This window comes from Microbacterium sp. RURRCA19A, from assembly GCF_900156455.1.
Classification (GTDB): domain Bacteria; phylum Actinomycetota; class Actinomycetes; order Actinomycetales; family Microbacteriaceae; genus Microbacterium.
Window position 1 is genome coordinate 217,422 of sequence record NZ_FTNQ01000004.1, and the last position, 26,096, is coordinate 243,517.

Annotated in this window: 24 protein-coding genes; 20 read left to right on the forward strand and 4 right to left on the reverse strand. The window is 68.4% G+C overall.

What is annotated here, in order from left to right:
- Positions 1-114 precede the first annotated feature (114 nt).
- From BW982_RS15355 to BW982_RS15390, 8 genes are all read left to right on the forward strand, one after another.
- Positions 115-2,745 carry a hypothetical protein gene (locus BW982_RS15355; protein WP_076494745.1) on the forward strand — a complete coding sequence of 877 codons (2,631 nt, stop codon included), beginning with the start codon at positions 115-117 and terminating at the stop codon, positions 2,743-2,745.
- A 62-nt stretch (positions 2,746-2,807) separates the two neighbouring features.
- Positions 2,808-3,974 (forward strand): hypothetical protein, encoded by a 1,167-nt coding sequence (locus BW982_RS15360; RefSeq protein WP_076494747.1) that lies wholly within the window; start codon positions 2,808-2,810, stop codon positions 3,972-3,974.
- Positions 3,975-4,006: 32 nt separating this feature from the next.
- Entirely contained in the window at positions 4,007-5,602 is a 1,596-nt protein-coding gene (locus BW982_RS15365) for an Ig domain-containing protein (protein ID WP_076494749.1), read from the forward strand.
- A 170-nt stretch (positions 5,603-5,772) separates the two neighbouring features.
- Positions 5,773-6,879, forward strand: coding sequence for a hypothetical protein (locus BW982_RS15370; protein ID WP_076494751.1), 1,107 nt, complete (start codon positions 5,773-5,775; stop codon positions 6,877-6,879).
- Positions 6,876-7,649 (forward strand): hypothetical protein, encoded by a 774-nt coding sequence (locus BW982_RS15375; RefSeq protein WP_139327493.1) that lies wholly within the window; start codon positions 6,876-6,878, stop codon positions 7,647-7,649. Before BW982_RS15370 ends, BW982_RS15375 begins: the two co-directional genes overlap by 4 nt.
- Positions 7,646-8,602 carry a sortase gene (locus BW982_RS15380; protein WP_254845618.1) on the forward strand — a complete coding sequence of 319 codons (957 nt, stop codon included), beginning with the start codon at positions 7,646-7,648 and terminating at the stop codon, positions 8,600-8,602. The genes BW982_RS15375 and BW982_RS15380 overlap by 4 nt, the downstream gene beginning before the upstream one ends.
- 482 nt (positions 8,603-9,084) lie before the next feature.
- Positions 9,085-9,849 (forward strand): phosphate ABC transporter ATP-binding protein, encoded by a 765-nt coding sequence (locus BW982_RS15385; protein ID WP_303046690.1) that lies wholly within the window; start codon positions 9,085-9,087, stop codon positions 9,847-9,849.
- A gap of 10 nt (positions 9,850-9,859) precedes the next feature.
- Positions 9,860-10,681 carry an LmeA family phospholipid-binding protein gene (locus BW982_RS15390; RefSeq protein ID WP_076494755.1) on the forward strand — a complete coding sequence of 274 codons (822 nt, stop codon included), beginning with the start codon at positions 9,860-9,862 and terminating at the stop codon, positions 10,679-10,681.
- Positions 10,682-10,708: 27 nt separating this feature from the next.
- Here BW982_RS15390 and BW982_RS15395 read toward each other — a convergent pair whose 3' ends face one another.
- Positions 10,709-12,106 carry a threonine/serine exporter family protein gene (locus BW982_RS15395; protein WP_076494757.1) on the reverse strand — a complete coding sequence of 466 codons (1,398 nt, stop codon included), beginning with the start codon at positions 12,104-12,106 and terminating at the stop codon, positions 10,709-10,711.
- Between the two features lie 173 nt (positions 12,107-12,279).
- Here BW982_RS15395 and BW982_RS15400 point away from each other — a divergent pair, with 173 nt between their 5' ends.
- The 7 genes from BW982_RS15400 to BW982_RS15430 all read left to right on the forward strand — a co-directional run bounded on the left by BW982_RS15400 (position 12,280) and on the right by BW982_RS15430 (position 19,736).
- Positions 12,280-13,566, forward strand: a complete 1,287-nt coding sequence (locus BW982_RS15400; RefSeq protein WP_076494759.1) for an aspartate kinase — start codon at positions 12,280-12,282, stop codon at positions 13,564-13,566.
- Between the two features lie 223 nt (positions 13,567-13,789).
- On the forward strand, positions 13,790-14,860 hold the full coding sequence (locus BW982_RS15405) for an aspartate-semialdehyde dehydrogenase (RefSeq protein WP_076494760.1): 1,071 nt from the start codon (positions 13,790-13,792) through the stop codon (positions 14,858-14,860).
- Positions 14,861-14,962: 102 nt separating this feature from the next.
- Positions 14,963-16,435: a malate:quinone oxidoreductase gene (locus BW982_RS15410; RefSeq protein ID WP_076494762.1), complete on the forward strand. Its 1,473-nt coding sequence runs from the start codon at positions 14,963-14,965 to the stop codon at positions 16,433-16,435.
- Positions 16,436-16,442: 7 nt separating this feature from the next.
- Positions 16,443-17,048, forward strand: coding sequence for a thymidine kinase (locus BW982_RS15415; protein WP_076494763.1), 606 nt, complete (start codon positions 16,443-16,445; stop codon positions 17,046-17,048).
- 40 nt (positions 17,049-17,088) lie between these two features.
- The gene (galE, locus tag BW982_RS15420; protein ID WP_076494765.1) at positions 17,089-18,132 is read left to right on the forward strand and encodes a UDP-glucose 4-epimerase GalE; all 1,044 of its coding nucleotides are present in this window, start codon (positions 17,089-17,091) and stop codon (positions 18,130-18,132) included.
- A 48-nt stretch (positions 18,133-18,180) separates the two neighbouring features.
- Entirely contained in the window at positions 18,181-18,918 is a 738-nt protein-coding gene (locus BW982_RS15425; RefSeq protein WP_076494766.1) for a FadR/GntR family transcriptional regulator, read from the forward strand.
- Positions 18,915-19,736, forward strand: a complete 822-nt coding sequence (locus BW982_RS15430; RefSeq protein WP_076494768.1) for a siderophore-interacting protein — start codon at positions 18,915-18,917, stop codon at positions 19,734-19,736. Before BW982_RS15425 ends, BW982_RS15430 begins: the two co-directional genes overlap by 4 nt.
- A gap of 52 nt (positions 19,737-19,788) precedes the next feature.
- Here the strand turns inward: BW982_RS15430 and BW982_RS15435 are convergent, their stop codons facing one another.
- Positions 19,789-20,562, reverse strand: coding sequence for an HAD-IIB family hydrolase (locus tag BW982_RS15435; RefSeq protein ID WP_076494769.1), 774 nt, complete (start codon positions 20,560-20,562; stop codon positions 19,789-19,791).
- A 227-nt stretch (positions 20,563-20,789) separates the two neighbouring features.
- On the opposite strand from BW982_RS15435, the gene BW982_RS15440 reads away from it, so the two are divergent.
- Both BW982_RS15440 and BW982_RS18410 read left to right on the forward strand, forming a co-directional pair.
- Positions 20,790-21,062: a helix-turn-helix domain-containing protein gene (locus BW982_RS15440; protein ID WP_076494771.1), complete on the forward strand. Its 273-nt coding sequence runs from the start codon at positions 20,790-20,792 to the stop codon at positions 21,060-21,062.
- A gap of 192 nt (positions 21,063-21,254) precedes the next feature.
- Positions 21,255-21,698, forward strand: a complete 444-nt coding sequence (locus BW982_RS18410) for a helix-turn-helix domain-containing protein (protein WP_076494772.1) — start codon at positions 21,255-21,257, stop codon at positions 21,696-21,698.
- On the opposite strand, the gene BW982_RS15450 is transcribed toward BW982_RS18410, so the two are convergent.
- The gene (locus BW982_RS15450; protein WP_139327494.1) at positions 21,699-22,118 is read right to left on the reverse strand and encodes a hypothetical protein; all 420 of its coding nucleotides are present in this window, start codon (positions 22,116-22,118) and stop codon (positions 21,699-21,701) included.
- A gap of 45 nt (positions 22,119-22,163) precedes the next feature.
- The gene (locus tag BW982_RS15455) at positions 22,164-24,152 is read right to left on the reverse strand and encodes an ATP-dependent nuclease (RefSeq protein ID WP_076494776.1); all 1,989 of its coding nucleotides are present in this window, start codon (positions 24,150-24,152) and stop codon (positions 22,164-22,166) included.
- A 409-nt stretch (positions 24,153-24,561) separates the two neighbouring features.
- Here BW982_RS15455 and BW982_RS15460 point away from each other — a divergent pair, with 409 nt between their 5' ends.
- The 3 genes from BW982_RS15460 to BW982_RS18315 all read left to right on the forward strand — a co-directional run bounded on the left by BW982_RS15460 (position 24,562) and on the right by BW982_RS18315 (position 26,064).
- The gene (locus BW982_RS15460) at positions 24,562-25,005 is read left to right on the forward strand and encodes a helix-turn-helix domain-containing protein (RefSeq protein WP_076494777.1); all 444 of its coding nucleotides are present in this window, start codon (positions 24,562-24,564) and stop codon (positions 25,003-25,005) included.
- Positions 25,006-25,126: 121 nt separating this feature from the next.
- Entirely contained in the window at positions 25,127-25,435 is a 309-nt protein-coding gene (locus BW982_RS18415) for a transposase (RefSeq protein ID WP_076494780.1), read from the forward strand.
- On the forward strand, positions 25,432-26,064 hold the full coding sequence (locus BW982_RS18315) for a DDE-type integrase/transposase/recombinase (protein ID WP_076494782.1): 633 nt from the start codon (positions 25,432-25,434) through the stop codon (positions 26,062-26,064). The genes BW982_RS18415 and BW982_RS18315 overlap by 4 nt, the downstream gene beginning before the upstream one ends.
- The last annotated feature ends 32 nt before the right edge of the window (positions 26,065-26,096 follow it).

The following is a 26,096-nucleotide window of genomic DNA, read 5'->3' on the forward strand; positions in this document are numbered from 1 at the left end:
TCTGGAGCACACCGCATCGGCATCTCGTTGTGGGCACGTTCATCCCGACGTCACCCGCGCACTTTTAGCTCATCGAAGGTGTCCAGCCACCCGCAGATCCAAAGGACTTCACCCGTGTCTGACTTCCGTGAGCGCAGCGACGCCGAGGGCTCCGCGACGCCGTCGCGACGCCGCCGCCGTGTCGGCCGCGCGCAGAGCGACGCAGCGACCCGGAGCGCTCGGCGCGCCGTCCTGCCCCTCGCGGCGGGGCTCGTCGCCGGGGTGACGGTGTTCGCGCTGGTGTCCGGCGGCATCGTGACGGGCGGGCAGTCCGCCGCCGCCGCATCCTCGTCCGAGGTGACCGTGACGGCGAAGCAGCAGGATGCCGCGGTGGACACGGCCCCGATGCCGGACCTGTCCGTCACCGTGTCGCAGACGCGGGGGCTGGTCGCGCAGGGCATCCGTCTCGACTGGACCGGCGGCAAGAAGTCCACCGCACCTTCGGCCGGCGGCAACGGCGGCGAGAACTTCCTGCAGGTGTTCATGTGCTGGGGCGACGACCCCGCGAACGCGCAGCGCCCGGACCGGACGACGTGCCAGTACGGCGGGGCGGGCAGCGTCGGGGCGACCCGTGACGCCTACCGCAACTACGCCTCGATCGACGAGGTGCCCGCGGCCGACGTCGAGTACACCGCTCCCGGGTCCTTCATCTTCCCGCCCTACACCTCGATCCCGTTCATCGCGCGCGACGGCACCCGTGTCGACTCGATCAAGCGCGACGCGACGACCGGCAAGAAGACGATCGATTCGTCCGTCGACGTCAACGCCAACCAGTTCTTCACCTCCTACACGACCAACGAGATCCCCTGGGTCGGCTCGGGCGACGACGGGAAGGGGTCCGTCACGTTCGAGGTGCAGACGGCGGTCCAGTCCAACGGCCTGGGCTGCGGAAACCCCGTCACCACTTCGGGCGTCACGGTCGGCGCGTCGTGCTGGCTCGTCATCCTCCCGCGCGGGACGTCCGACAACGGGTCGACGAACATCACCCAGTCCGGCCTGTTCGCCGACTCCTGGCAGCACGCGCTGTCGGTGAAGCTGGACTTCGCCCCCGTCGGGACGGGATGCGCGATCGGTCAGACCGAGCGACAGGTGGCCGGCAGCGAGCTCGCCGCGCTCGCGGTCGCGTCGTGGCAGCCGGTGGTCTGCAACCAGAAGGGCGGGTCGGTCTACTCCCTCATCACCAGCGCCGAGGCCGATGCCCTGCTCGCGGCCTCCAAGAACGCCCAGGCGCCCCTCGCGCTCACCAGCTACGCGCTGTCGACCGAGGGCAAGGACCCTCTCACCTACGCCCCCGTCGCGCTCAGCGGGGTGGTCGTCTCGGTCGCGATCGACCGGCTGCCCAACCCGAACGACAAGACGGTCCCGCAGGAGTGGAAGGACAAGGCGCGCACTCCGTTCAGCCGCGTCAACCTCACGCCCCGGCTGCTCGCCAAGCTGCTCAGCTACTCGTACCGCTCGTCCATCCCGACCGGGGCGGACCAGAGCTACCTGACGGGGACGAACGAGTACAACATCACGCGCGATCCGGACTTCCTCGCCGTCAACGACCCCGAGTGGAAGGCCCAGGACCTGCAGGGCGCCGCCATCGCGGACGTCATCGTCCCGCAGGGGCGATCGGATGCCGCCCGCGCGGTGTGGAGGTACATCTCCTCCGATCGGGACGCGATGGATTTCCTGGCGAGCAAGCCGGACCCGTGGGGCATGGTCGTGAACCCGTGGTACTCCACGAACGCGGACGTGAACCCGACCAAGGTCGCCTTCTCGCTCGATCGGGACGACTTCCCCAAGGCCGACCCGGTGGAGGTCGTCCCGGCCAACCAGGCGCCCATCAACCTCGTGACCTGGCGCCCCTACGCCAACGACCTCTCCGCGATCGCGTACCTGACGCTGCGCGGAGACGGTCAGGGCCCCGGGCAGTGGGACCCGAACTCCATCCCGCCCAAGTACGGCAAGAACCCGCGCATGCTCCCGGGGAGCCAGCGTCTGCTCGGTCTGACCAGTGCGGCCGCCGCCGCGCGGTTCCAGGTGGTCACGGCGTCGCTGCGGAACCCCGCCGGCGAGTACACCACTCCGACCAGCGCCGCGATGCGCGCCGCCGCCGACGTCATGACGCCGGCCGGCGCGGGGGATCGCGTCGTCGCGTTCGATCCGACCTCGTCAGTGGCCGCCGGCGCACGGGACGCGTACCCGCTCACCATGCCGGTGTACGCGGCGACGAACGCCACCGCGACCGATCCCACCCTGCGCGCCGCGTACGCGGACCTCGTGCGGTTCGCGGTCGGGACCCAGGCCCAGACCCCCGGAACGGCGGTGGGAGAGCTGCCCGACGGCTACGTCGCGCTCCCGACGGCATGGATCGAACAGGCGAAGGAGGCGGCGGACGTCATGCAGAACGGCCCGAAGCCGGCGTCGTCCCCCGCGCCGTCGTCCGGTGGCTCCTACATCCCCTCGCAGCAGACCGCTGCGTCCGCGGGCAGCGCCTCGTCGAGCTCGTCCGGTGCGGCCTCCGCCCCCGTCGCCCCGGCGGCGGATGCCTCCCCGGCCGCCGCGACCGGCGCGTCCAGCGCCGCCCTCGCCGGGGGCAAGACCCCCGACGACCCCGACGGCGGTGCCATCGGCGCCGCCCTGCCCATCAGCGTGCTGGCCGGTCTCGCCAGCGCCGTCGGTGTGCCCCTGATCACCCGTCTGAGAAGACGGGTCACCTGAAGCCTGCACCAGCCGGCTTCTTCGCAGCACCCACCCTCTGCACCCGAAAAAGACAGGAAGAAATGAAGCTCAAGCGAATCGTCGCGTTCGGCGCGGCTGTTGGTGTCGCCCTTGCCGGCGCCGGCATGGCGTCGGCGGCCAACGCCGACCCGATCACCGACGGTTACTCGATCGTCGGCTCCGACACCCTGCAGGACGCCGTCAGCGCCCTCGCCAACGGCACCACCATCTCCGGCGCGTCGGTGAAGGTGTCCGGCAACGGCAAGTCGCTGGCATCCTGGGATGCCTTCACGCTCGGCGTCGCCGGCGGTGTCGGCAGCATCCAGACGAAGGCCTTCGGCCCCGTCTTCGACCGCCCGAACGGCTCGGGCGCCGGTCGCAACGCCCTCATCGCCTCCATCGGCGGTGTGAGCGGCTCGGCCTTCACCTACAACAGCGTCAACGTGAAGGACCAGGTCGACTTCGCCCGCAGCTCGTCGATCGGTGGCACCGCCGGCACGCTCCTGACCTACGTTCCGTTCGGCCAGGACGCCATCGGCTACGCCTTCAAGCTCGGCAACGCCACCGGCGGCGCCAACGCGGCGGCGGCGACCAACGCGATCAACGACCTGACGAAGGACCAGCTGACCAGCATCTACTCGGCGACCTCGGGCTCGTCGGCGAGTGCGGTCCTGTCCGGCACCGGCTTCACGCTCAAGCCGCTCGGCCTCCAGTCGAGCTCGGGCACGTGGACCACCTTCCTCGGCAAGATCGGCCTCAGCACCACCACGCTCGGTGCCGCGGTCGACACGCGCAACAACTCGATCCCCGAGAACGACGGTCGTGTCCTCACGCCCGGCGACAACGAGATCCAGATCATCCCGCTCTCCGTCGCCAACTACATCGGTCAGTCCAACGGCGCGGCGCGCATCAACACCTTCTCGGGTGTCTCGGTGGGTGCCATCGGTGGCGTGGCCGCCTTCACGGGCACCGCTCCGTCGCTCGTCCCCAGCACGAGCTACTACAACAGCGCCGACTGGGGCCGCACGGTCTACATCGTGGTCCCGACCGCCAAGATCACCTCGGACAACGCGGCGTACGACGCCGGTGTCGCCGCTCTGGTCAACTCCTCCTCCACCTCGAGCCTCACCTACTGGGGCGCCTCGGGCTCGCCGACCACGACGAAGGCCGTCAAGGCCAAGTTCGGTTTCGGCGCTCCCACCGGCACCGTCGTCACCCGCAACAACTGATCCCGACAAACGAGAAACGGACACGAACTCACATGAAGCTCTCGCTCGCGAAGCGCGGCATCCTCGGCCTCGGTGCCGTGGTGACCGCCGCCGCGCTGTCGATCGTCCCCGCCGCCACGGCGTCGGCCGCGATCGTCCCGACGGTGGGCTCCGCCCACCCGGTCTACCTGCTCTCGGACCTCGACGGCACCCAGATCCCCGCCGGCACGGTGCTCGGCTGGAACGACTCGGCGCTGTTCTCGCCGGACCCCAGCGATGAGGACTACAACAGCGTCTTCACGGTTCCGGAGAACACCGGCCAGGTCCGCAAGTTCCTCTCGCCGCGCGGCCAGGAGGCCAACGTCAACGCGTGGAACGCCTACGGCCCCCTGGGGCTGACGCCCAGCGGCATCCTGCTCCCGAACGCCATGCCCAGCGGCAACACCAGCGCCGGCCTCGGCTCGCCCTCGGGCAGCTCCGCGGTCGCGCAGGCCGGTGGCGACTACTCGCTCGGTATCGCGTTCTTCAACGGCAACCAGGTGCTCGAGGTCGACTTCGTCTACATCACGGTCACGGCCAACGCCAAGCCCGAGCTGGCGACCTGGACCTTCGCGACGCCGACCGCGCCCGCGACGGCTCCGTCGATCACCACCACGGCGCTGAACGCCGCGACGGTCGGCACCGCGTTCTCGCAGACGCTCGCCGCGACCGGCACCGCGCCGATCACCTGGTCGGTCAAGTCGGGGACGGCGCTTCCCGCCGGCCTCGCGCTCGACGCCTCCACCGGTGTCGTCTCGGGCACGCCCACCACGGCGGGCGCCTACAGCGTCACGATCGTCGCGAGCAACGGCACCGCGCCCGACGCCGAAGCGACCTTCAGCGGCACCGTCGCGGCTCCGGCCCCGACCGCCCCGACCAAGCCGGCCGGCTCGGACGCCCACAACGTGACGATCGCCGCCCCCGCCAAGGGCGACACGACCGTCACGGTTCCCGCCGGCATCGCCAACGCCAACAAGACCCTGACGGCGTGGGCCTGGTCCGACCCGACCAACCTCGGCACGGTGACGACCGACGCCGACGGCAACGCCGTCGTCGACATCACGAGCCTCCCCGCCGGTGACCACACCGTCGCCCTCACCCTCCCGGGTGACGGCACGTTCGCCGTCCAGGCGTGGGGCACGTTCACGAAGGTCTCCGCTGCCGGTGACACCCTCACCGACTCGGTCGACCTGACCGCCGCCGTGACCGCGAGCGACCTGTGGTCGCTCAACGCCGAGGCCACCAAGGTCGACTTCGGCAACGTCGCGCGCAACGCGAGCGTCACCAAGAAGCTCGGCAAGGTCACCGTCGTCGACGACCGCAACGTCCTCAAGGGCTGGAACCTCACCGCTGCGGTGAGCGACTTCACGAACGCCACGAACGACGTCATCCCGTCCTCCGCCCTCACCGTGGTGCCCGGCTTCTACGCCGGCTACACCCCGCTGGCCGGCATCACGACGGGGACCGGCTCGCAGCTGGCGACCTCGTCGGCGGTCTCGACGCTCACCTCTGGTGCGCTCTTCGACGCCGACCTCACCTTCCAGGCTCCGAAGGACGCCCAGACCGGTGACTACAAGTCGACGCTGACCATCACGCTCGCCTCCAAGTGAGCTGACGGTCGCTTCGACCCGCTGTAAGCCCGTGTGGGGGGATCGGTCTCCGATCTCCCCACACGGTGCGTTCGGTTCGCGGCCGCGCCGATACGCCTCCGATCCCCTCGGATCAGCCCTCGTTCACCCGCGCGACATGCCTACGTCGCCGCAGTCTGCGGAGATATACCGTGCTCTCCTTCACCTCGCGTCGCCGCCTCCCGGCTCTGGGCGTCGCACTGCTGGCCCTGGCGGCGACGCTGGCCCTCCTTCCGCCCTCGGCCCCCGCGCGGGCCGATGACGGCGATGCCGCCGCCACCCCCGCGACGGTCGGGGTCGCCACCCGTCCCGCCGGCGAGGACGGCCGCCCCGACGGCCGGTCGCGCTTCAGCTACACCGCGGATCCCGGCCAGTCGGTCACGGACCGCGTCCTCGTCGGCAACACCGGGACGCAGCGTCAGGACTTCACGGTCTTCGCCACCGACGCCTTCAACGGCGGCGACGGGGCGTTCTCGCTCCTCGCGACCGCCGACACCCCGACGTCCGTCGGCGCGTGGCTGCGCTTCGACGACGGCAGCGACCGCATCACGTTCTCGCTCGAGCCGAACGAGGTCCGGCTCCTGCCGTTCACGATCGTGTTCCCCGCGGACGCGACGCCCGGCGATCACGTCGGAGGCCTCGTGGCATCCGTCATCGAGGAGGGGCAGCAGGTCAGCGTCGACCGCCGCGTCGCCACCTCCATCTTCGCCCGCGTGTCCGGCGAGCTCCAGCCGGCGCTGAGCATCACGAGCTACGACGCGTCTTACCAGGGCGACTGGTGGAACCCGTTCAGCGGCAGCGTCACGCTGCACTACACCGTCTCCAACCCGGGCAATGTGGCGCTCGCCGCCAACCTCACGTCGGGGGTCGCGACCTGGTTCGGCCTCCCCGCGACGGGCCTGCAGGGCGGCAGCATCCCGGTCCTGCTCCCCGGCAACACCGCGACGTACGAGTTCACCGTCGGCGGTGTCGGGCAGTGGCTGTACCTCAACCCGTCGACCGTGCTGAACCCGTTCGTCGACTCGCCCGACAGTTCGCAGCAGCTGACCGTCTCGCCGATCACCCGCGACACGGTGACCTTCGCGGTGCCCTGGATGCTGCTGATCCTGCTCGCCCTAGCCGCGGCGATCTTCCTGCTGCTGCGCTGGCGCCGGCGCCGTGACGAAGAGCGCGCGCTGGAGTGGGTCGACTACATGGAGCGGGCGACGGCCGCCGAGGCCGAGGGTCTCGCCGCCGCCGCGAAGTCGGGATCGTCGTGAGGCCCAGTCGTGCGCTCGTGCCGCGGCTCGTCGTCGCCGCGGTGCTGCTGGCCTCGGTCGCGGGGGCGGCCGCCCCGGCGGTCGCGGCCGACGATGCGGATGCCGGTACCCCGCTGTCCGTGACGATCACCGACGGGTCCACGCCCACGCCGACCGCGAGCACGTCCACGGGATCCGGCGGTTCGACGGCGGGTTCGGGGCGGCCGGGTACCGGATCGGCGGTCGGAGGGTCGTCCGGGGGGACCACGTCCGGGGCGGGGAGCAGCGGCGGCGGGACGACGCAGCCCGAGACCAATCCCGCGGGCGAGGTGAGTGTCGCCGGCATGCTGTACGTCGGCGGCCTGAACGGATCCACCGCTCCGTCCGTGAATCCCGGCGACGGCACGGTCGATCTCTGGTTCACCGTCCGCAACGCCTCGAAGTCGGTCATCGACGCGACCGCGGAGTTCTCCCTCGACGGAGCCCTGTTCTCCAACCGACTCGACACCACCAGCGAGGTGGCGATCACGGCCCTCCACCCCGGTGAGACCCGCGTCGTCGCGGCGTCGCTGCACGGGGCCGGCCAGTGGACGCTGCTCACGGGCCACGTGACGCTGACCCCGCCGGAGTCGGTCGACGGCACCGCACTGGCGCCGGTCACGCGTGACGGGTTCTTCCTGCTGTTCCCGTGGCTGATCCTGTCGATCGTGGTGGTCCTCGCCGTCGCCTGGGCGATCGTCCGGGTCGTCCGCGACGCTCTGCCCCCGGTCCCCGTGGCGGCGACGACGTGACCCTCCAGGAAGATCGTGCCGCCGTGGCGCCCCCGCGTTCCCTCCCGCCGCGCCCGCCGAAGCCTCCGCGTCGTCCCCCGCGTCGCCGACCGCAGTACGCGCCCCTCACGCCCGTGCAGGTGTTCCTGCGGGGGACGCTCGTGTCGATCTCGGTCCTGATGCTGGTGTTCCTCGGCAACGTCCTGCTGGTCAGCCACATCACGCACTTCGCCTCGCAGCAGGAACTCCGCGACACTTTCCGCGCCCAGCTGTCGGCGGGGACCGCCCCGGTGAGCGAGGGCGATTTCGACGACCATCTGCTCGGCGACGGGGTGCCCGTCGCCCTGCTGTCGATCCCGCAGCTCGGCGTCGACGAGGTGGTGTCGGAGGGCACGACCTCGAGCGTCCTGATGCAGGGGCCCGGTCACCGCCGCGACACCGTGTTGCCGGGGCAGGCCGGTGTGAGCGTCATCATGGGCCGGAGCGCGGCGTTCGGCGGACCGTTCGGCGGCATCCAGACGCTCCAGCCGGGCGAGGGCTTCACCGTGCGCACGGGGCAGGGCGAGCAGACGTTCGAGGTGCTGGGCGTCCGCTACGCCGGGGATCCGACCCCGCCCGCACCGGTGCGCGGCGAGAGCCGCCTGATCCTCATGGCCGCGCGCGGGGCCCCGTACCTGCCGACCGGGGTCGTCTACGTGGATGCCAAGGCCACCGGTCCCGCGAAGGCCACCGGTGCTCGCCAGACGACGTCCCTGTCGCTGCCGCCGCAGGCCACGGCGATGGCGACGGATGCGACGACCGTGTGGGCGCTGGTCTTCGCGCTGCAGTTCCTCGTCGTCGCCGAGCTCGTGGCGGTGTGGGCGTACCGCCGCGTCGGGTGGCAGAAGACGTGGATCGTCTTCGCCCCCGTCCTGCTGCTGGCGAGCGTCTTCGTCTCGGACCAGCTGATCCGACTCCTTCCCAACCTCCTCTGAGCCGAAAGCCGAACATGACCGACCGCCGCGATCCCGATCCCGAGGGTGCTGCCGCCGCGCACGGCGATGCCGCCTCCGACCCGTTCATGACCGACGTGCTGAGCGCCGAGGACGTGGCCGTGCTGCAGGACCTGGACCCCTCTCCCGCCGGTGATCCCCCCGCGGGGACGGCTCCGGATGCCACCCGCGCGGGGCTGGGCATCTCGCACCGCCGGGCCCGCCGGGGCGCGCTCTTCGGCCGTCGTGGGTCGGAGGTGCCCGTCGCCGGTGCGGATGACGTCACGAGCGTGATCCCCGCCCCCGGGACGGCCGACGCGATCTCACCGGACGTCGGTGCGTACGCCACGACGTCCGCGGGCTACTCGGTGCCCGCCGCGTCCGTCCGGGCATCGACGGTGTCGCTTCTCGGCGGGGCGTCGGCGACATCCGAACGACTCGCCGCGGCCGAGCGCCGGCTGGCGGACACCCCGGAGCTGTCCGAGCTGGACGCGCACTCCATCTCGGCGTGGTTCGGCGACCACCAGGTGCTCCTCGACGTCTCGCTCACGATGCCGGCGGGTCAGGTCACCGCCCTCATCGGTCCGTCGGGGTGCGGCAAGTCGACGTTCCTGCGCATCCTCAACCGCATGCACGAGCTGGTGCCGTCGGCATCCCTCGCCGGTGAGGTGCGGCTGGACGGCGATGACATCTACGACCCGGGGCACCGCCTGATCGACGCGCGCAAGCACATCGGCATGGTCTTCCAGAAGCCGAACCCGTTCCCCGCCATGTCGATCTACGACAACGTCATCGCGGGGCTGAAGCTCACCGGCATGCGCGCATCGCGCGACGAGAAGGACTACCTCGTGGAGCGCTCGCTGACCTCGGCGGGCCTCTGGAAAGAGGTGAAGGATCGCCTGCGGGCGCCCGGCGGCGGTCTGTCCGGCGGGCAGCAGCAGCGCCTGTGCATCGCGCGATCGCTCGCGATCAAGCCCAAGGTGCTGCTGATGGACGAGCCGTGTTCCGCACTCGATCCGACCTCCACCCGCGTGATCGAGGAGACGATGGGGGAGCTGCAGAAGGAGCTGACGATCGTCATCGTCACGCACAACATGCAGCAGGCGCAGCGCGTGTCGCAGCAGTGCGCGTTCTTCCTGGCATCCCAGGGGCAGCCCGGTCACATCGTCGAGCACGGCGACACCGAGGCGATGTTCGATTCCCCGATCGACCCGCGGACCTACGACTACGTGAACGGCCGATTCGGATGAGGCAGCGCGCATGACCGTCGTCGCCGACCGGACCGACGTGCTGCCCGCCCCGCCGCCGGTCGAGCGTCCCGAGTCGGACGGGGCGCGCTGGGGTCTGCGAGCGGTCGTCCTCGCCGGACTCCTGCTCGTGCTGCTGGTGAGCCTCGGCGCGATCGCGGAGACGGTTCTCCGGGCGGAGACCGAACGGACGGTCGCCGCGGGGGTCCGGAGCAGCCTCGCCCTCCCGGACAGCGAACGCGTCCAGGTCGACATCGCGGGATCCGTGCTTCTGCAGGAACTCGGCGGGGGCGTGGACAACGCCACCATCACGGTCTACAGCCTTCCGACCGGCCCGGCCAATGCGGATCTGACGGTCTTCATCGAGGGGGTGCGCCCGGACGGCGACGGCTGGACGGCGGACCGTGCCGCGGGGGCGGTCACCCTCTCTGCGGCGCAGGCGACGGCGCTGATGGTCCCGGCCGAGTACCAGGGCGTGATGCGCGTGGGCTTCTCCGGCGGAGACATGGTCATGACCGGCTCCGCGCCGGGTGGGACGACGGCAGTGAGCGTGAGCGTCTCCATGACACCGCGGTTCGAGAAGGAACGGCTCGGCGCGACCTTCTCCTCCGTCACGATCGGCGACAAGACCCTCTCGGTCGACGAGGTCGCCGCACAGACGGGCGTCGACCTCGCCGCGCTGCAGCCCGCTCCGGTCTGCGTGGCCGAGCTGCTGCCCCGCTTCCTGCACGTGCGCGACGTGCGCGTGGCCGACCAGCGCCTCCGGTTGGAGTACGACGCCGACCTGGCCGCATCCGACACCGCCGAAGGACGAGAACCCGGTTCCTGTCCTTGATCGCCGCGCCCCGCGGCGCGCGACCTGCTACCGCCGCGCCCGCGCCCGGGATCGCACGACACCGGAGAGCGTCGCGCGCACCGGCTGACCGAGGTAGATGCCGAGCGAGGCGCCGACCGCGAGCGCGATGCCGATGGTCGCGGCCCCCGCGAGGGTCGTCACCCCGGTCATGAGCACGGCGGCGTCGTCGCCGGACTCGACGACGCCCAGCAGCCCACGGAAGACCGCCGCCCCCGGGACCATCGGCAGGATCGCGGCGGTCGTGACGGCGACCGACGGCACGTGCAGCCGATAGGCCAGGACGATGCCGACGAAGCTGCCGACGAACGCCCCCACACCGCTGGCCGCGGCCACCTCGAACCCGATCGCCGACGCGCCCGTGTACCCGACCCACGCGACGAGACTCAGCCCCGCGCTGACGAGCACGATGCGGGCACCGGCGCCGTTGTAGATCGCCACGGCGATCGCGATGACGGCAGCCCCGACGAACTGCAGGGGGAGCGGCCCGAGCGGCAGGGCCATCGACGGCGCCGACATCCCCAGCCCGAGCACCCGCACGGTCTCCAGCCCCGCGAGGATCCCCAGCACGACGCCCAGCGTCTGCGTCGTGAGTTCGAGGATGCGCCCGGTGGCGGTGAGGGCGAAGCCGTCGATGGCATCCTGGGCCGCGCCCACCACGGTGAGTCCGGCGAGCATCAGGACGATCCCGGATGCCACGATCACCGACGGGCGGATCGTCTCGGCCGCGTCGAGTCCGGTGTACCGGAGCAACGGGGAGACGGCGGCGACGACGGTCAGGACGAACCCGCCGGCGATCTGCGCGAAGAAGTACGGCACGCGGGCCTTCGCGAGCAGGTGCTGCGTCGTCGCGGCGAGCGCTGCGGCCGTGAACGACAGTGCGAGGGCGAGCCAGTTCGCCCCGAACATCACGGCGACGCCGAGCGCGAGCGTGGCCTGCGCGACGACGATGGCCGCGGGCCGGTACCGGAACGGCAGGCGCCGGATCGCGCGGCAGCGGGCGATCGCCGTGTCCAGGTCGAGGCCGTCGGAGACCTCGGCGACGAGGGCCTGCAGACGCTGCAGCTTGGCGTGGTCCGGCACCGATCCGCGCACGACGCGCAGGAGGGTCGTGGGGTGCGCCGCGCCGGGAAGGCTGTGCGCGATCGTGACCGAGTTGTACGTGACGTCGACGTGGACGGGGTCCAGACCGTACGCGCGGCTCACCCGCACGATCGTCGCGGTCACATCGCTCGCGGAGGCTCCGACCACGAGCATCGTCTCGCCGATGCGGATGGCGAGATCCAGGATGCGGGTGGCGAGCGTCTCGTCGATGACGGCGAGGAGCTGCGTCTCGGGGGCGAGGGCGTTCTCGGCGTGGACGAGACGGCGCAACGACGACAGCCATCGAGCGGGGGTGGGGGGCATCCGGATCGCTCTCGAGGGGAGGGGTGGAACGCGACGATCCTATCCGCGCACGCCTCCGTGCCCGCCGCATGGCGGCGGCGGCATGCGGGCGCCTCTAAGATGAACCCTCGGGCGTGGCATCCGAGCGCCCCGTCGTGGCATCCCGACGCCCGACCCTCCCGGGAGTTCCTCTTATGGCGCTGATCGTCCAGAAGTACGGCGGTTCGTCCGTCGCCGACGCCGAGAGCATCAAGCGCGTCGCCAAGCGCATCGTCGACACCCGCCGCGCCGGCCACGAGGTCGTCGTCGCCGTCAGCGCCATGGGCGACACGACCGATGAGCTGCTCGACCTCGCGGGGCAGGTCGCCCCGATCCCCGCGCCGCGCGAGCTCGACATGCTGCTCTCCAGCGGTGAGCGCATCTCGATGGCGCTGCTCGCGATGGCGATCCACTCGATGGGCTTCGAGGCGCGCTCGTTCACCGGCAGCCAGGCGGGCATGATCACGGATGCCACCCACGGCGCCGCCCGCATCGTCGATGTGACGCCCGTGCGCCTGCGCGAAGCGCTCGACGAGGGCGCCATCGTCATCGTCGCCGGCTTCCAGGGCTTCAACCGCGACACCCGCGACATCACGACCCTCGGCCGCGGCGGCTCCGACACGACCGCCGTCGCGCTGGCCGCCGCCCTGAACGCCGACGTGTGCGAGATCTACAGCGACGTCGACGGCATCTTCACCGCCGACCCGCGCGTCGTGCCGCTCGCCCGCAAGCTCGACCGCGTCGGCAGCGAAGAGATGCTCGAGCTCGCCGCCAACGGCGCGAAGGTGCTCTACATCCGCGCCGTCGAGTACGCCCGCCGTCACGGCGTGCTCATCCACGCCCGCTCCACGTTCAGCTCGGGCGAGGGCACGTGGGTGCTCGACGCCTCGAAGACCTCCGCACTCGTCCCCGAAAGAGAAGCCATGGAAGAGCCCATCGTCGCCGGCGTCGCCACCGACCTCAGCCAGGCCAAGATCACCGTCATCGGCGTGCCCGACGTCCCCGGCAAGGCCGCCGACATCTTCAAGATCGTTGCGAAGTCCGGCGCGAACGTCGACATGATCGTGCAGAACGTCTCCGCCGCCGCCACGGGCCGCACCGACATCTCCTTCACGCTCCCCAAGACTGATGCCGCCCAGGCGCTCAAGGCGCTCGCCGCCGAGCAGAGCGAGGTCGGGTTCGAGAGCCTCGTGCACGACGACCAGATCGGCAAGCTCTCGGTCGTGGGTGCGGGCATGCGCACGCACTCCGGTGTCTCCGCGACGCTGTTCGAGGCGCTGAGCCTCGCGGGCGTGAACATCGAGATGATCTCGACCTCCGAGATCCGCATCTCGGTCGTCGTCCGTGGCGTCGACCTCGCCGAGGCGGCCCGACTCGTGCACACCGCCTACGGTCTGGACGGCGACGCCGAGGCGACCGTCCACGCCGGCACCGGCCGCTGACCTTCGCAGCTGCGCGTCCGGGGCTGCGGGTCGCCGAGCGAAACTCCTGAGTTTCCTCCTCGGCGCTGAGCCACACCCGCGAGATCCCGCCATTCTGCGGCGAATCCCCGTCGAATTCTCCGGAGTTCGGCCCGCGAGCGGCGAACCCATCCCACCGCGCGCGCTACCCTGACCCGAACGCCGCGTTCGCGGCATCCATCACCCGAACCACCGAGGTACTCGCATGACCCGCATCTCCGATTCCGGAATCTCGCTCGCCGTCGTCGGCGCCACCGGCCAGGTCGGCTCCGTCATGCTGGAGATTCTGGGCGAGCGCTCGTTCCCGATCCGCGAGCTGCGCCTGTTCGCCACGGCCCGTTCGGCGGGTACGTCGCTGGACTTCGGCGGGCACTCGGTCATCGTCGAAGACGTCGCCACCGCCGACCCGTCGGGCATCGACGTCGCGCTCTTCTCGGCCGGGGCCACCGGCTCGCGGGCGCACGCCCCGCGGTTCGCCGAGGCCGGCGCGCTCGTCATCGACAACTCCAGCGCCTGGCGCATGGACCCCGAGGTGCCGCTGGTGGTCAGCGAGGTCAACCCGCACGCGATCGCCGCGGCGAAGAAGGGCATCGTTGCGAACCCCAACTGCACCACGATGGCCGCGATGCCCGTGCTGAAGGTCCTCGACGCCGAGGCCGGTCTCGAGCGTCTCATCGTCAGCACGTACCAGGCGGTCTCGGGTTCCGGTCTCGCCGGTGCGCAGGAGCTGCTCGGTCAGGTCGAGGGCGTCCTCGCGCAGGGCGACGTCGAGCGGCTCGTCCGCGACGGCTCGGCGCTGGACTTCCCGCAGCCCGAGAAGTACGTCGCCCCGATCGCCTTCGACGTCATCCCCTTCGCCGGCAACCTCGTCGACGACGGCCTCAACGAGACCGACGAAGAGAAGAAGCTGCGCAACGAGAGCCGCAAGATCCTCGAGCTGCCCGACCTGCGCGTCGCCGGCACGTGCGTGCGCGTCCCCGTCTTCACCGGTCATTCGCTGAGCATCAACGCCGAGTTCGCGCGGGACATCACGCCCGAGCGGGCGCGGGAGCTGCTCGCCACCGCCCCCGGCGTCCGCCTCGAGGAGGTTCCGACGCCGCTCCAGGCCGCCGGCACCGACCCGAGCTACGTGGGCCGCATCCGCGCCGACCAGTCCGCTCCCGAGGGCAAGGGCCTCGTGCTGTTCATCAGCAACGACAACCTCCGCAAGGGCGCCGCGCTGAACGCCGTGCAGATCGCGGAGCTCGTCGCTCAGGAGCTCTCCGCCCGCGCCTGATCCGCGGCATCCGGGATGCCACCGGACCGGGGTTGTCTCGATATCGAACCGTCGAATCTCTCGATGTCGAGACACCTCGCAGCCCGCACCTAGAATCGACGAGTGACCGAAAACGTCGACGTTCTCCTCATCGGAGGCGGCATCATGTCCGCCACCCTCGGCACGATGCTGAAGGATCTGCAGCCCGATCTGAAGATCGCGGTGCTGGAGCGACTGAGCGACGTTGCGCAGGAGAGCTCGAACGCGTGGAACAACGCCGGCACCGGGCACGCGGCGCTCTGCGAGCTCAACTACATGCCCGACAACCCCGGCGGCACTCTCGACCCGTCGAAGGCCGTCGCGATCAACGAGCAGTTCCAGCAGAGCCGTCAGTTCTGGGCCTCGCTGGTGTCGGAGGGGGTCCTCGACGAGCCCTCCACGTTCATCAACCCCACCCCGCACATGACCTTCGTGCGGGGCGAGAAGGACGTCGCGTACCTCCGCAAGCGCTACGAGGTGCTGAAGCAGCAGCCGCTGTTCGCCGGCATCGAGTACAGCGAGGACTCGCGCGTCATCAACCAGTGGGCGCCGCTGCTCATGCAGAAGCGCCGCAAGGGTGAGCCGTTCGCGGCCACGCGTGTGCCCGCGGGCACCGACGTCGACTTCGGGTCGCTCACGCGCCAGCTCTTCGCGGGACTCCGCGAGAAGGGCGTCGAGGTCGTGACCAACCACGAGGTCAAGAAGCTCAAGAAGCGCAAAGACGGACGGTGGGACGTCACCTACCGCCACACGATCGGTCACACACCCGGCACGATCACCGCGAAGTTCGTGTTCGTCGGCGCGGGCGGCTGGGCGCTGAAGCTCCTGCAGCGTTCGCGCATCGACGAGATCAAGGGCTACGGCGTCTTCCCGATCGGCGGGCAGTGGCTGAAGACCTCGAACCCGGCGATCGTCGCGCAGCACAAGGCCAAGGTGTACTCGCAGGCGTCGGTGGGCGCGCCCCCGATGTCGGTGCCGCACCTCGACACCCGTGTCGTCGACGGCGAGACCTCGCTTCTCTTCGGACCGTTCGCGACCTTCAGCCCGAAGTTCCTCAAGAACGGGTCGATGCTCGACATCGTCACCCAGGTGCGGCCGCACAACCTCTTCCCGATGCTGAAGGTCGCGGTCGACAACCCCGGCCTCATCAAGTACCTCGTCAGCGAGCTGCTGAAGACCCACGCGAAGAAGGTCGACAGCCTCCGCGAGTTCATGCCCACCGCGAAGGCCGAGGACTGGGAGCTGCTCGACGCCGGCCAGCGCGCGCAGGTGATGAAGCGCGACAAAGACAAGGGGGGTGTGCTGCAGTTCGGCACCGAGGTCGTGACCTCGGCCGATCACTCCATCGCGGGCCTCCTCGGCGCCTCGCCGGGGGCGTCCACCGCCGTCTCGATCATGCTCGGCCTGATCAAGACCTGCTTCCCCGAGCGCATGCCCGAGTGGGAGCCCCGCCTCCGCCAGCTCATCCCCAGCTACGGCGAGACGCTGAACACGCGTCCCGATGCGGCGCGCGCAGAACTGGATGCCACGGCCCAGGCGCTCGCGATCAACGCCTGACGCATCCATGGCGAAGCTGTACTTCCGCTACGGAGCGATGAACTCCGGCAAGTCGACGGCGCTCCTGCAGGCGGCGTACAACTACGAGGAGCGGGGGCAGCGGGTCCTTCTGGCCAAGCCCGAGATCGACACCAAGGGCGCCGACCAGATCGACAGCCGCCTGGGTGTCAGCCGCCCGGTCGACTTCCTCGTCGGACCCGACCACGACCTGCGCGCCGTCTTCCACGAAGCCGCCGGGAAGGCGCCGGTGGCGTGCCTCCTCGTCGACGAGGCGCAGTTCTTCACCGCGGCGCAGGTCGACGATCTCCTCCGCATCGCGGTGCTCGACGGCATCCCGGTGCTCGCCTACGGCATCCGCACCGATTTCCGCACCGAGGCGTTCCCGGGCTCGGCGCGTCTGCTCGAGATCGCGCACAGCCTCGAAGAGCTCAAGACCATCTGCCGGTGCGGACGGAAAGCGCTGTTCAACGCGCGTCTGGTGGGCGGGCGCTTCGTCTTCGACGGTGATCAGGTGGCCATCGACGAGGCGCAGATCTCGGGCGAAGTGACGTACGAGTCGATGTGCGCCTCGTGCTACCTGCGCGAGTCCGGTGGTCGGCTCGACGGACGCTGACGCGGCGGTCCCTGTCCTCCGGGGCCGATAGCCTGGAGACATGCGCGTACTTCTGGCCGGCGGTGCCGGTTACATCGGAACACACACGGCCGTCGCCCTCCTGGAGTCCGGCCACGACGTCGTCCTGCTGGACGACCTGTCGGGCACGCACGCGGTCGCCGCCGAGCGCGTGGAGAAGATCACCGGCAAGCCGGCCCCGCTCGTCGTGGGCGACGCGGCTGACGACGCGGTCGTCGCTGCCGTGTTCGACGAGTACGGCCCGATCGACGCGATCATCCATCTCGCCGCCTTCAAGGCCGTGGGGGAGTCCACGCAGAAGCCGTTGGAGTACTACTCCAACAACCTCGACACCACGTTCGCGCTGCTGCGGGTCGGTATCGCCCGCGGCATCCGCTCGTTCGTGTTCTCCAGCACCGGAACGGTGTACTCCGACCCGGCCGACCTGCCGTTCACGGAGGAGTCGACCACGAGCATCGACCTGTCGAACGCGTACAGCAAGTCCAAGCGCATGAACGAGGTCGTTCTCGCCGACGTCGCCCGCGTGAACCCCGACCTCAACGTCACGGTGCTGCGGTACTTCAACCCGGTGGGTGCGCACCCGTCCGGTCTCATCGGCGAGGACCCCGCCGGCATCCCGAACAACCTCATGCCGTTCGTCTCGCGTGTCGCGATCGGCTCGCTCGACGAGATCGGCGTCTTCGGCGCCGACTACGACACCCCCGACGGCACGGGCCTGCGCGACTACATCCACGTCGTCGACCTCGCCGAGGGGCACGTGGTGGCTCTCGAGCAGGCGCAGCCGGGGCACCAGGTGTTCAATCTCGGCACCGGTCGTCCGGTCAGCGTGCTCGAGCTCATCTCGTCGTTCGAGAAGGCGGTCGGGCACGACCTCCCGAAGAAGATCCTCGATCGTCGCCCGGGCGATGTGGCGGCGACCTACTGCGACCCGGCCAAGGCGGCCGAGGTGCTGGGCTGGCGGACGCGTCTCGAGATCGACGATGCGTGCCGCGACTACTGGAACTGGCAGACCCGCAACCCCGCCGGGTACGCAACCCCCGCCGACGCCGGAGTGCGCCCCGCGTAGGGTGGTGTGGTCAGGCCACAGCGGTCTGGGGTCGTCGGAAGGGATGCCGTGCCGGATTCCGAACTGCGTGCGTGGCAGGTCGTACTCGAGCGCATCGAGGGTGACCTGCGCGAGGGGCGTCTCGCGCCGGGTGACCGTCTGACGCCGGAGCGCGAACTCGCCGCCCAGCTCGGCGTCGGCCGCTCCAGCGTGCGGGAGGCGATTCGCGTTCTCGAGGTGCTCGGCGTCGTCCGCACCGCCACTGGCTCGGGGCCGTCCTCGGGCGCGATGATCGTGACGACGCCGCGCGGAGGGCTCGCCGCCTTCCTGCGTCTCCAGGTCGCGGCCAACGGATTCCCGCTCGCCGATGTCGTGCGCACCCGTATCGTGCTCGAGTCCGACATCGCCGAGACGCTCGCGGGTGCGGGAGCCGACCTCGCCGAGGTCGACGGCATCCTGGATGCCATGGACGCCGACGCCCTGCGTCGGGAGGAGTTCCTCGCCCTCGACGCCCGCTTCCACCAGGCGCTCGCCGAGGCGTCGGGCAACGCGGTGGTCGCGGCGATGATGGCGGGGCTGCGCAGCTCGATCGAGTCGTACACCCAGGCCGGGGCGGCCCTGCTCGACGACTGGGAGTCGACGTCGGCGCGGCTGCGCGCCGAACACCGGGGGATCGTCGCCGCCGTGGAGGCGGGCGACGGTGCCACGGCGCGGGATCTCGTCCGCGCCCACATCGCGGGTTATTCGGCCGAGGTCGCGCACGTGCTGCGCGCTCGGGAAGACGTCAACGGAATGGATGCCGCATGAGCGACCGTCCCGCGCGCCCACCGCGCCCCCAGCACGTGCTCGAGGTCGTCTCGACCGAACGGCTGACGCCGCACCTGGTGCGCGTCCGTGCGCGCGGCGCCGATCTGACCGCGTTCCGCGAGAGCCCGCACACCGATCGCTACGTCAAGATCACCTTCGTCAAGCCCGAGTTGGGCCTGGAGCCGCCGTACGACATGGTGGCGTTGCGCGAGAGTCTCGCTCCGGAGGATCTGCCGGTGACGCGGACGTACACCGTGCGCGAGGTCGCGGGCGACGATCTGGCGATCGACTTCGTCGTGCACGGCGATGAAGGACTCGCAGGCCCCTGGGCGGCTCGCGCTCAGCCGGGCGACCGACTGGTCGTCGCCTCGCCCGGCGGTGCCTATGCCCCCGACCTCGCGGCATCGTGGCACCTGTTCGCGGGAGACGAGTCGGCGTTGCCGGCGATCGCGGCGGCGCTCGAAGCGCTGAGCGCCGACGCACGCGGAACGGCGTTCCTCGAGGTCGGCGGCCCGGACGACGAGATCGCGCTCGTCGTCCCCGACGGCGTCGAGGTCGTGTGGCTGCACCGCGGTGCAGCCGTTGCGGGAACGTCCCGCGTCCTGGTCGAGGCCGTCGCCGCGTGGCCGGTGCCGGACGGGCGCGGTCAGGTCTTCGCGCACGGCGAGCGGGAGGCGATGAAGGCCCTGCGCGATGTGTTCTTCACCGACTGGGCGCTCGACCGGGCGCAGGTGTCGCTGTCGGGCTATTGGGCGTACGGGCGCACCGAGGACCGCTTCCAGGCGGAGAAGCGCGAGCCGATCGGCAAGATCCTCTGAGAACCGGGGGTTCTCCCGGGTCGGCGCGGCGCCGCGATCGCGCCGGAGCGGGTCAGTCCCGCCCGGGCAGGGTGGGGATGAGCGCCTCGAGGTAGTCGGCGGTGTCTTCCCAGCCGTGCACCGCGTGGCACTCGACGCCCATGGCCAGCACCGGGTAGTCGTTGCCGTCGGGGTCGAGACGGTCGCCGACGAACAGCATGTCGTCGAGGTCGATGCCGGTGGCCTCGGCGAGCTTGCGCATGCCGTACGCCTTGTCGATGCCGCGGTGGGTGATGTCGACCGACGTCGACCCGCCCGAGCGCACCTCCAGGTCGGGGATGCGGGCGGCGACCGCCTCGCGGAGGCTGTTCTTCTTCTCGCCGGTCGGGTCCCACGCCATCTTGGCCTCGAGCGGTGCGCTCTGGCCGAGGGCGGAGAACGTGATCTGGGAGCCGCGGTCCTCGAGGATCTCGCCCCAGGGCTCGGCTTCCCACAGGCCCAACCGCTCGGCCTCTTCGCGGACGGCGGTGAGGGCGCGCGACTTCTCGTCATCGGTGAGCGAGTGCGCGTAGACCGTCTGGACGCCGTCGGCGTTGAGGCGGTAGTACTGCGTGCCGCACGTCGGCATGAGGTGCAGGTGCGACAGCAGTGCCGCCTCGGTCTCGGGGAGGCGCTCGACGACCTGGGTCTTGAACTGCTGCAGCTGACCCCCCGAGATGATCGCGACCTCGACCCGCTCGGCGAGCGCCAGCAGCAGATCGCCCATGCGCGGGTCGATCGCGGTCTTCGACGGGGCGAGGGTGTCGTCGAGGTCGAAGGCGACGAGACGGGGCGAGGTATCGGGCACGGTGCTCCTAGCGGCCGGTGTGGTCGGTATCTCGGTACACGAGAGGCTCCCCCCGAAGGAGGAGCCTCTCTGCGGTCGGCCTAGTCACCCTCTGTTCCCAAAATTCCGCAACACGGGTAGACCGACTAAGACTGGCTTCGATTCTATCGGAGCCAGAGCCTCGAGCTGAGCCGAGGGGGCCGGTGGCTCGTCGCTGGAAGCGCCTCACCCCGTCCGAGCGTGTCCTTGTGGCGCAGCGCTATGAGGCAGGGGAGACGTCCATCGCGCTCGCTAGTGAGTACGGAGTCGCGAAGTCCACCATCCTCAGTGTTCTGCGTGAAGCAAACGTGGTGGTTCGGCGGCAATCGCTAACGCCGGAGCAGGTGTCGCAGGCCGCGGCGCTCTACGAATCTGGACGGTCGCTGTCTCAGGTTGCTGCGCAGCTGTCGCTCAAGCAGGACACGATCCGGTTGGCGTTGAAGGCGCAGGGCGTCAAGCTACGTCCCGCGACGGGACGCTGATCCCGTTGCATAGGTTCTTCGGACGATAAATGTTCGAGTAGCTCCTACAGGGTGGGCCTTGTTGAGAGGTACTCGAATAATTCGACAGGGGCGGCGAAGCTCCGTCAGCTGGCCAATCTGAAGCCAAGCCGGGTGGCAGTGGCCAGCCGCCCCGTACCTCGCAAAGCTCGACGTCTGACTGACGCGGAGAAGATGGTGTTCGTTGAGGGCTACAAGCGGGGAGAGCAGATTGCGGATCTGGCTCGGCAACTAGGGGTGCATCGCACGACGCTCGACATGTTGGTTGCTCGTCTGAAGCTGAACCGCGTCGATCCGAATGAGGTGCCGGCGGAGGTACGTGACTCGCTGGTTGAGATGTACCGAATAGGGAAGTCCTTGGCTGCGATCGGCGAAGAGTACGGATTCAGCGCCAACAAGGTGCAGCGGCTGCTCGTGTCGATGGGTGAACCGATCCGCCCACGTGGCCCGAAGAAGCCGGCGGTTACGAGCGAGCAGATCCAGCAGATTGTCTCGCGGTATGAGCAGGGTGAGGCGATCGCAGCTATCGCAGCGTCGACGGGTGTTAGCTACGCGCAGACCAGATCGTGCTTGATAGAGGCAGGCGTTCAGATGCGGACGCGCGGGGGAGCGCGGTGACTAGGCGGCCTTCTTCTCGTCTTTGTCTCGCGCGATGGCGAGCAGGACACGGGCTAACTTGTCGAAGTCCACATCTGGTCTAACGAGTCCTTCGGTGCGGATGACGTATGACTTGTTCGTGCGCCTCCGGCCGGGAGTCTTTTTCGGTGGCGGTGGTGTGGCTTCGAGCCGCGCGATGATCTTGGTGAACTCGGCGTACGCCTTGCCAGCACGGTGGGGGAGGCTCGGCCACTTCGCTGTGACCGCTTGACGATACGCGATGGCCTGATCGTCCGTGAAGTCCATGCTGGGTTCGTAGTACTCGTGCAGTGTGCACTGGTCTTCGAAATTTAGTTTGGACCAGCCTTGCTCGCTACGTTTCCAATTGTCAGGAAGGGTTTTTCGGTGTGCGAGGTAGTCCGAGTTGGTGATGCGCGGCATAGATATTGCTGACTATGCGCCTCTCAACCCTGGACGTCAACCTCCTTATTCAACCTGAGGTGGGTGACCGAACGCAGCCATCACCTCGATTGCCGTGCGCAATGCGTCGGGTAGATCAGCAAGGTCCGCGTCCATAACGGCGCTCCGGTAGGCGTAAAGATTCTTGACTCGAAGGGCATTGCCTTCAGCAACCAGCGCGGTGTTGAAACTGGCCCAGCTCGACAGTTCGGTTTCGAGATCGTCGTGCCAGAAGGTTACGTAGGGACTCGACGAACTAGCGTCTCCGAACGCGAACGTACTAGAACCTACGACGCCGTCAGCCCCGCGAACCCATGACAGCACGAGGTTGGTGGAACGAAGGTGGTTTTGGTGAGCATCTTCTCGAAGAATTTCATCGTCAGGATATTTCCTTTGAGCTCCCAGGAAGTCGGCATCGGCAACGATGTATGTCGGCACACCTAGCGCGCTGAAGATTTCGCATGGGATACGCAAGCTTTCCTTGCTAGAGACTTCTATGACCGAGACCCCGCGCGCGTCTAGGTCGAGGCCCATCCGGGACGCAACGGCCTCAATCACTGCTCTGTCGGTGTCTCCTTCTACGAGCACCACTGAGTCAGCGAAGAATCCCTCCGAAAATTCAGTAGGAACGCGCTTGTCCACAATCTTAGATATTTTTGCGGCGTCAATTCCGGTAGCTGCCTCGAGCGCTTCAGCGTTGGTATGCGCAACAGTGGTCTTCCCCCCGCTGAGAGTGAAACGCCTAAGAGACGAAAACTGGTCGGGGCGGACGAAGTACGGACTATGCGTCGCGAGAATCACCTGGGCATTGCTCTGGCCGCTAAGTTCGGTCAAAGTCCGCGCGAATGTACGGGCTCGTATAGGGTGCTGATAGATCTCTGGTTCCTCGATACATACGATGAGATTCGGGAGGCGGTCTAGCTCATCTTGTAAACGAGCTTCCGTCTCCTCCTCATTCTCACCATCTCGCGGCTCATGAATGCTCCGCATAAGGACATCATCTGGGACCAAAGCCTCGAACATCGACATCATGACAGCGCGCTGAACGCCGTGACCCTGGCGTGCAATGTCATTTGTCACGCCATCGATAGTTATGTCGGTCGTCACAGATGCATTTGCCTTCGGCGTCCAATCTGGCAGCGATGGTGTCAGTGTAAGCTGAGCGTTCGGGATCAGATTAGAGAGGCGGCTATTCACCCTTTCCGCCTGCACGTGGGTTGAACTCTGAACTGAATCACGGACCCGTCGCTGAAGTGCGACTATTGCGTCTTCATTCTCGGCTAGCCATTCCGCAGTTGCGCGAGCTCCAGCCTCTGCCATCACCGCGCCGATCAGTCCGTTTAGGGCTGACCCCCTGCCTCCTGAGTCGCCAACCTGAGATGAGATGTCGGTTGCTGCCGGAATGAGAACGAGTCGCACGCACTCCTTTATGACATTACTGCCGTTAATGCCGAACATATGGTTGGCATCGGAGTCTTCCACGGCGACTAGCTGAGACTGGTGGGACGAGTCGTCTTCCCATGTGCTCAGCGCCGCTAAAACATCATCTTTCGATGGCGAGGGTGACAGTTCAGGAAGACCGGTAACTTCTTCGCGAAGAGCGCGATAAGCGGGTCTTAGCTCTGTTACGCGAGTCATAGCTCTCAGATCCGCGAAGCCAGGCCCCTGCAGCGCATTACCTACAACCTTCTCGCCCGAGCCGCGGCGCCAAGTTCGCCGGAACGTAGCGGTTGTACCGCGCCCGTACTGTTGGAGCCTTGCTTTGTCGTGGATAGTGAGGTCACGGAACGTCACAGTCACTTCAACGAAGCAGTTGTCGTCTTCAGTGGTCCCCTCAACATACCCATGCACGTCAGAAGGAGATAGAGCCCGGCCGTTGAAAAACCAATCGAGAGCATAGAGCACTGATGACTTACCCGCGCCGTTCGCTCCGACTAGGACAGAGTAATCGTCAACAACGATGTCGACTTCTTTGAGGCTCCGATAATTGCGAATAGCTACATGACTGATCTTCATACTGAGGCCAATTATGACAGCCGCCTGACAGTCGTCAAGTCTAGCGCCGCGCTTTGTTGCCGTCTCGACAACACCATCGGTACATCCAACACCGTAGCCAATCGCCCGACCGAATGTACCGACGACACCCCACATGGCTGACTAGAAAAATTAATAACAGAGGTCAGTCCTGATTTCAGCCTGTACCGACCGGACGGGCGACCGGACCTACAGAACGCAAAAATAACCCCGGTAAAGGGGTTATTTCGTGTTGAAGTTCGGTAGTTTGGTGGGCCTCGTTCAGTGGTACTCGAATAAATCGGGAGGGGCGTCCCACCTCCGTAGGTTGGCGACCGCGGGGCCGGACCGGCGCCCGGATGCGCGGCGAAGTCTGCCTCGGAAGGCTCGGCAGCTGACCGACGACGAGAAGATGGCGTTCGTTGAGGGTTACGAGCAGGGCGAGCCGATCGCGGATCTAGCAATGAAGCTCGGTGTCCATCGGACGACCCTCGACAACCTCATCAAGCGTCTCGGGCTATCGCGCGAGGATCCGGATGCCGTACCTCTGGCAGTCAAGGATGCGATCGTTGCGTCGTATCGAGCAGGGGAGACGCTTGCAGTCATCGGTCGTCGGCATGGCTTCAGCCCGAACAAGGTGCAGCGGTTGCTGGTCGCGGTGGGGGAGCCGGTGAGGTCTCGTGGGCCGCAGGGTTCACAGCTGACGAGTGAGCAGGTACGGGACCTTGTGGATCGGTACGAGCGGGGATGGGCGATGGGCAGCATCGCGGAGGAGTTCGGGGTGAGTTACGCCTGTGTGCGCAAGCACCTCATGGGTGCCGGTGTGCGGCTTCGAGCGCGGGGTGGGGCGAGGTGAGCTCCGCGTTCTGCGGCCGCACCTTCCATGCCACTCTGTGTGCTCACACGTGGGGTCTGCTGCATCGGTAGGTGACATCTGAGTTGGGTTGCCCGGGAGGGTGCCCTGGAAGGATGTCATTGTGCCCAAGCCCTATCCGAGCGAGTTCCGTGATGACGTTGTGCGTGTCGCCAGGAATCGCGAACCCGGCGTGACGATCGAGCAGATCGCGGCTGACTTCGGTGTCCATCCGATGACGCTCACGAAGTGGATGCGACGTGCCGCGGTCGAGGAGGGCACGACGCCGGGTGTAACGCGGTCCGAGGGTGCCGAGCTGCGGGAGGCGCGGAAGCGGATCCGGTTGCTGGAGCAAGAGGTCGAGGTGCTGCGGCGGGCGGCGGCGTATCTGTCGCAGGCGAACCTGCCGGGAAAAGGCTCTACCCGCTCGTGACCGAGCTCGCCGCTGACGGTGTTCCCGTTGCGGTGACGTGCCGGGTGCTCAAGCTCGCTCGTCAGCCCTACTACCGGTGGCTGGCGAACCCGATCACGGATGCCGAACTCGTCGCGGCGTATCGTGCGAACGCGCTCTTCGACGCGCACCGCGACGATCCCGAGTTCGGCTACCGATTCCTTTTGGATGAGGCCCGCGACGCGGGTGAGGCCATGGCGGAGCGGACAGCGTGGCGGATTTGTCGCGACAACGGCTGGTGGTCCGCGTTCGGGAAGCGTCGCCGCGGGAAGGGGCGGCGTCCCGGCCCACCCGTTCACGATGATCTCGTGCGCCGGGAGTTCACCGCGGATGCGCCGAACCAGCTCTGGCTCAGCGACATCACGGAACACAAGACCGGGGAAGGCACGCTCTACCTCTGCGCGATCAAAGACGTCTTCAGTAACCGGATCGTGGGGTACTCGATCAGCGACCGGATGAAAGCTCGTCTCGCGGTCGACGCGGTCGCTAACGCCGTCGCGCGGCGCGGGAACGTCGCTGGCTGCGTGCTTCACACTGACAGAGGATCTCAGACCGGTCTCAATCGATCGTCGCAACACCAGCTTGTTCGATGGACTCTATCTGCTCGTTGAGGGCTTCTGCTGGAGTCTTCCACCCGAGTGTC

Excerpts from the sequence above, each read along its gene's own strand:
- BW982_RS15400 (WP_076494759.1), top strand. The coding sequence starts at position 12,280 with ATGGCGCTGATCGTCCAGAAGTACGGCGGTTCGTCCGTCGCCGACGCC.
- BW982_RS15360 (WP_076494747.1), top strand. The coding sequence starts at position 2,808 with ATGAAGCTCAAGCGAATCGTCGCGTTCGGCGCGGCTGTTGGTGTCGCC.
- galE (WP_076494765.1), top strand. The coding sequence starts at position 17,089 with ATGCGCGTACTTCTGGCCGGCGGTGCCGGTTACATCGGAACACACACG.
- BW982_RS15455 (WP_076494776.1), bottom strand. The coding sequence starts at position 24,152 with ATGAAGATCAGTCATGTAGCTATTCGCAATTATCGGAGCCTCAAAGAA.
- BW982_RS15415 (WP_076494763.1), top strand. The coding sequence starts at position 16,443 with ATGGCGAAGCTGTACTTCCGCTACGGAGCGATGAACTCCGGCAAGTCG.
- BW982_RS15395 (WP_076494757.1), bottom strand. The coding sequence starts at position 12,106 with ATGCCCCCCACCCCCGCTCGATGGCTGTCGTCGTTGCGCCGTCTCGTC.
- BW982_RS15405 (WP_076494760.1), top strand. The coding sequence starts at position 13,790 with ATGACCCGCATCTCCGATTCCGGAATCTCGCTCGCCGTCGTCGGCGCC.
- BW982_RS15390 (WP_076494755.1), top strand. The coding sequence starts at position 9,860 with ATGACCGTCGTCGCCGACCGGACCGACGTGCTGCCCGCCCCGCCGCCG.
- BW982_RS15460 (WP_076494777.1), top strand. The coding sequence starts at position 24,562 with ATGGCGTTCGTTGAGGGTTACGAGCAGGGCGAGCCGATCGCGGATCTA.
- BW982_RS15450 (WP_139327494.1), bottom strand. The coding sequence starts at position 22,118 with ATGCCGCGCATCACCAACTCGGACTACCTCGCACACCGAAAAACCCTT.
- BW982_RS18410 (WP_076494772.1), top strand. The coding sequence starts at position 21,255 with ATGGTGTTCGTTGAGGGCTACAAGCGGGGAGAGCAGATTGCGGATCTG.
- BW982_RS15430 (WP_076494768.1), top strand. The coding sequence starts at position 18,915 with ATGAGCGACCGTCCCGCGCGCCCACCGCGCCCCCAGCACGTGCTCGAG.
- BW982_RS15365 (WP_076494749.1), top strand. The coding sequence starts at position 4,007 with ATGAAGCTCTCGCTCGCGAAGCGCGGCATCCTCGGCCTCGGTGCCGTG.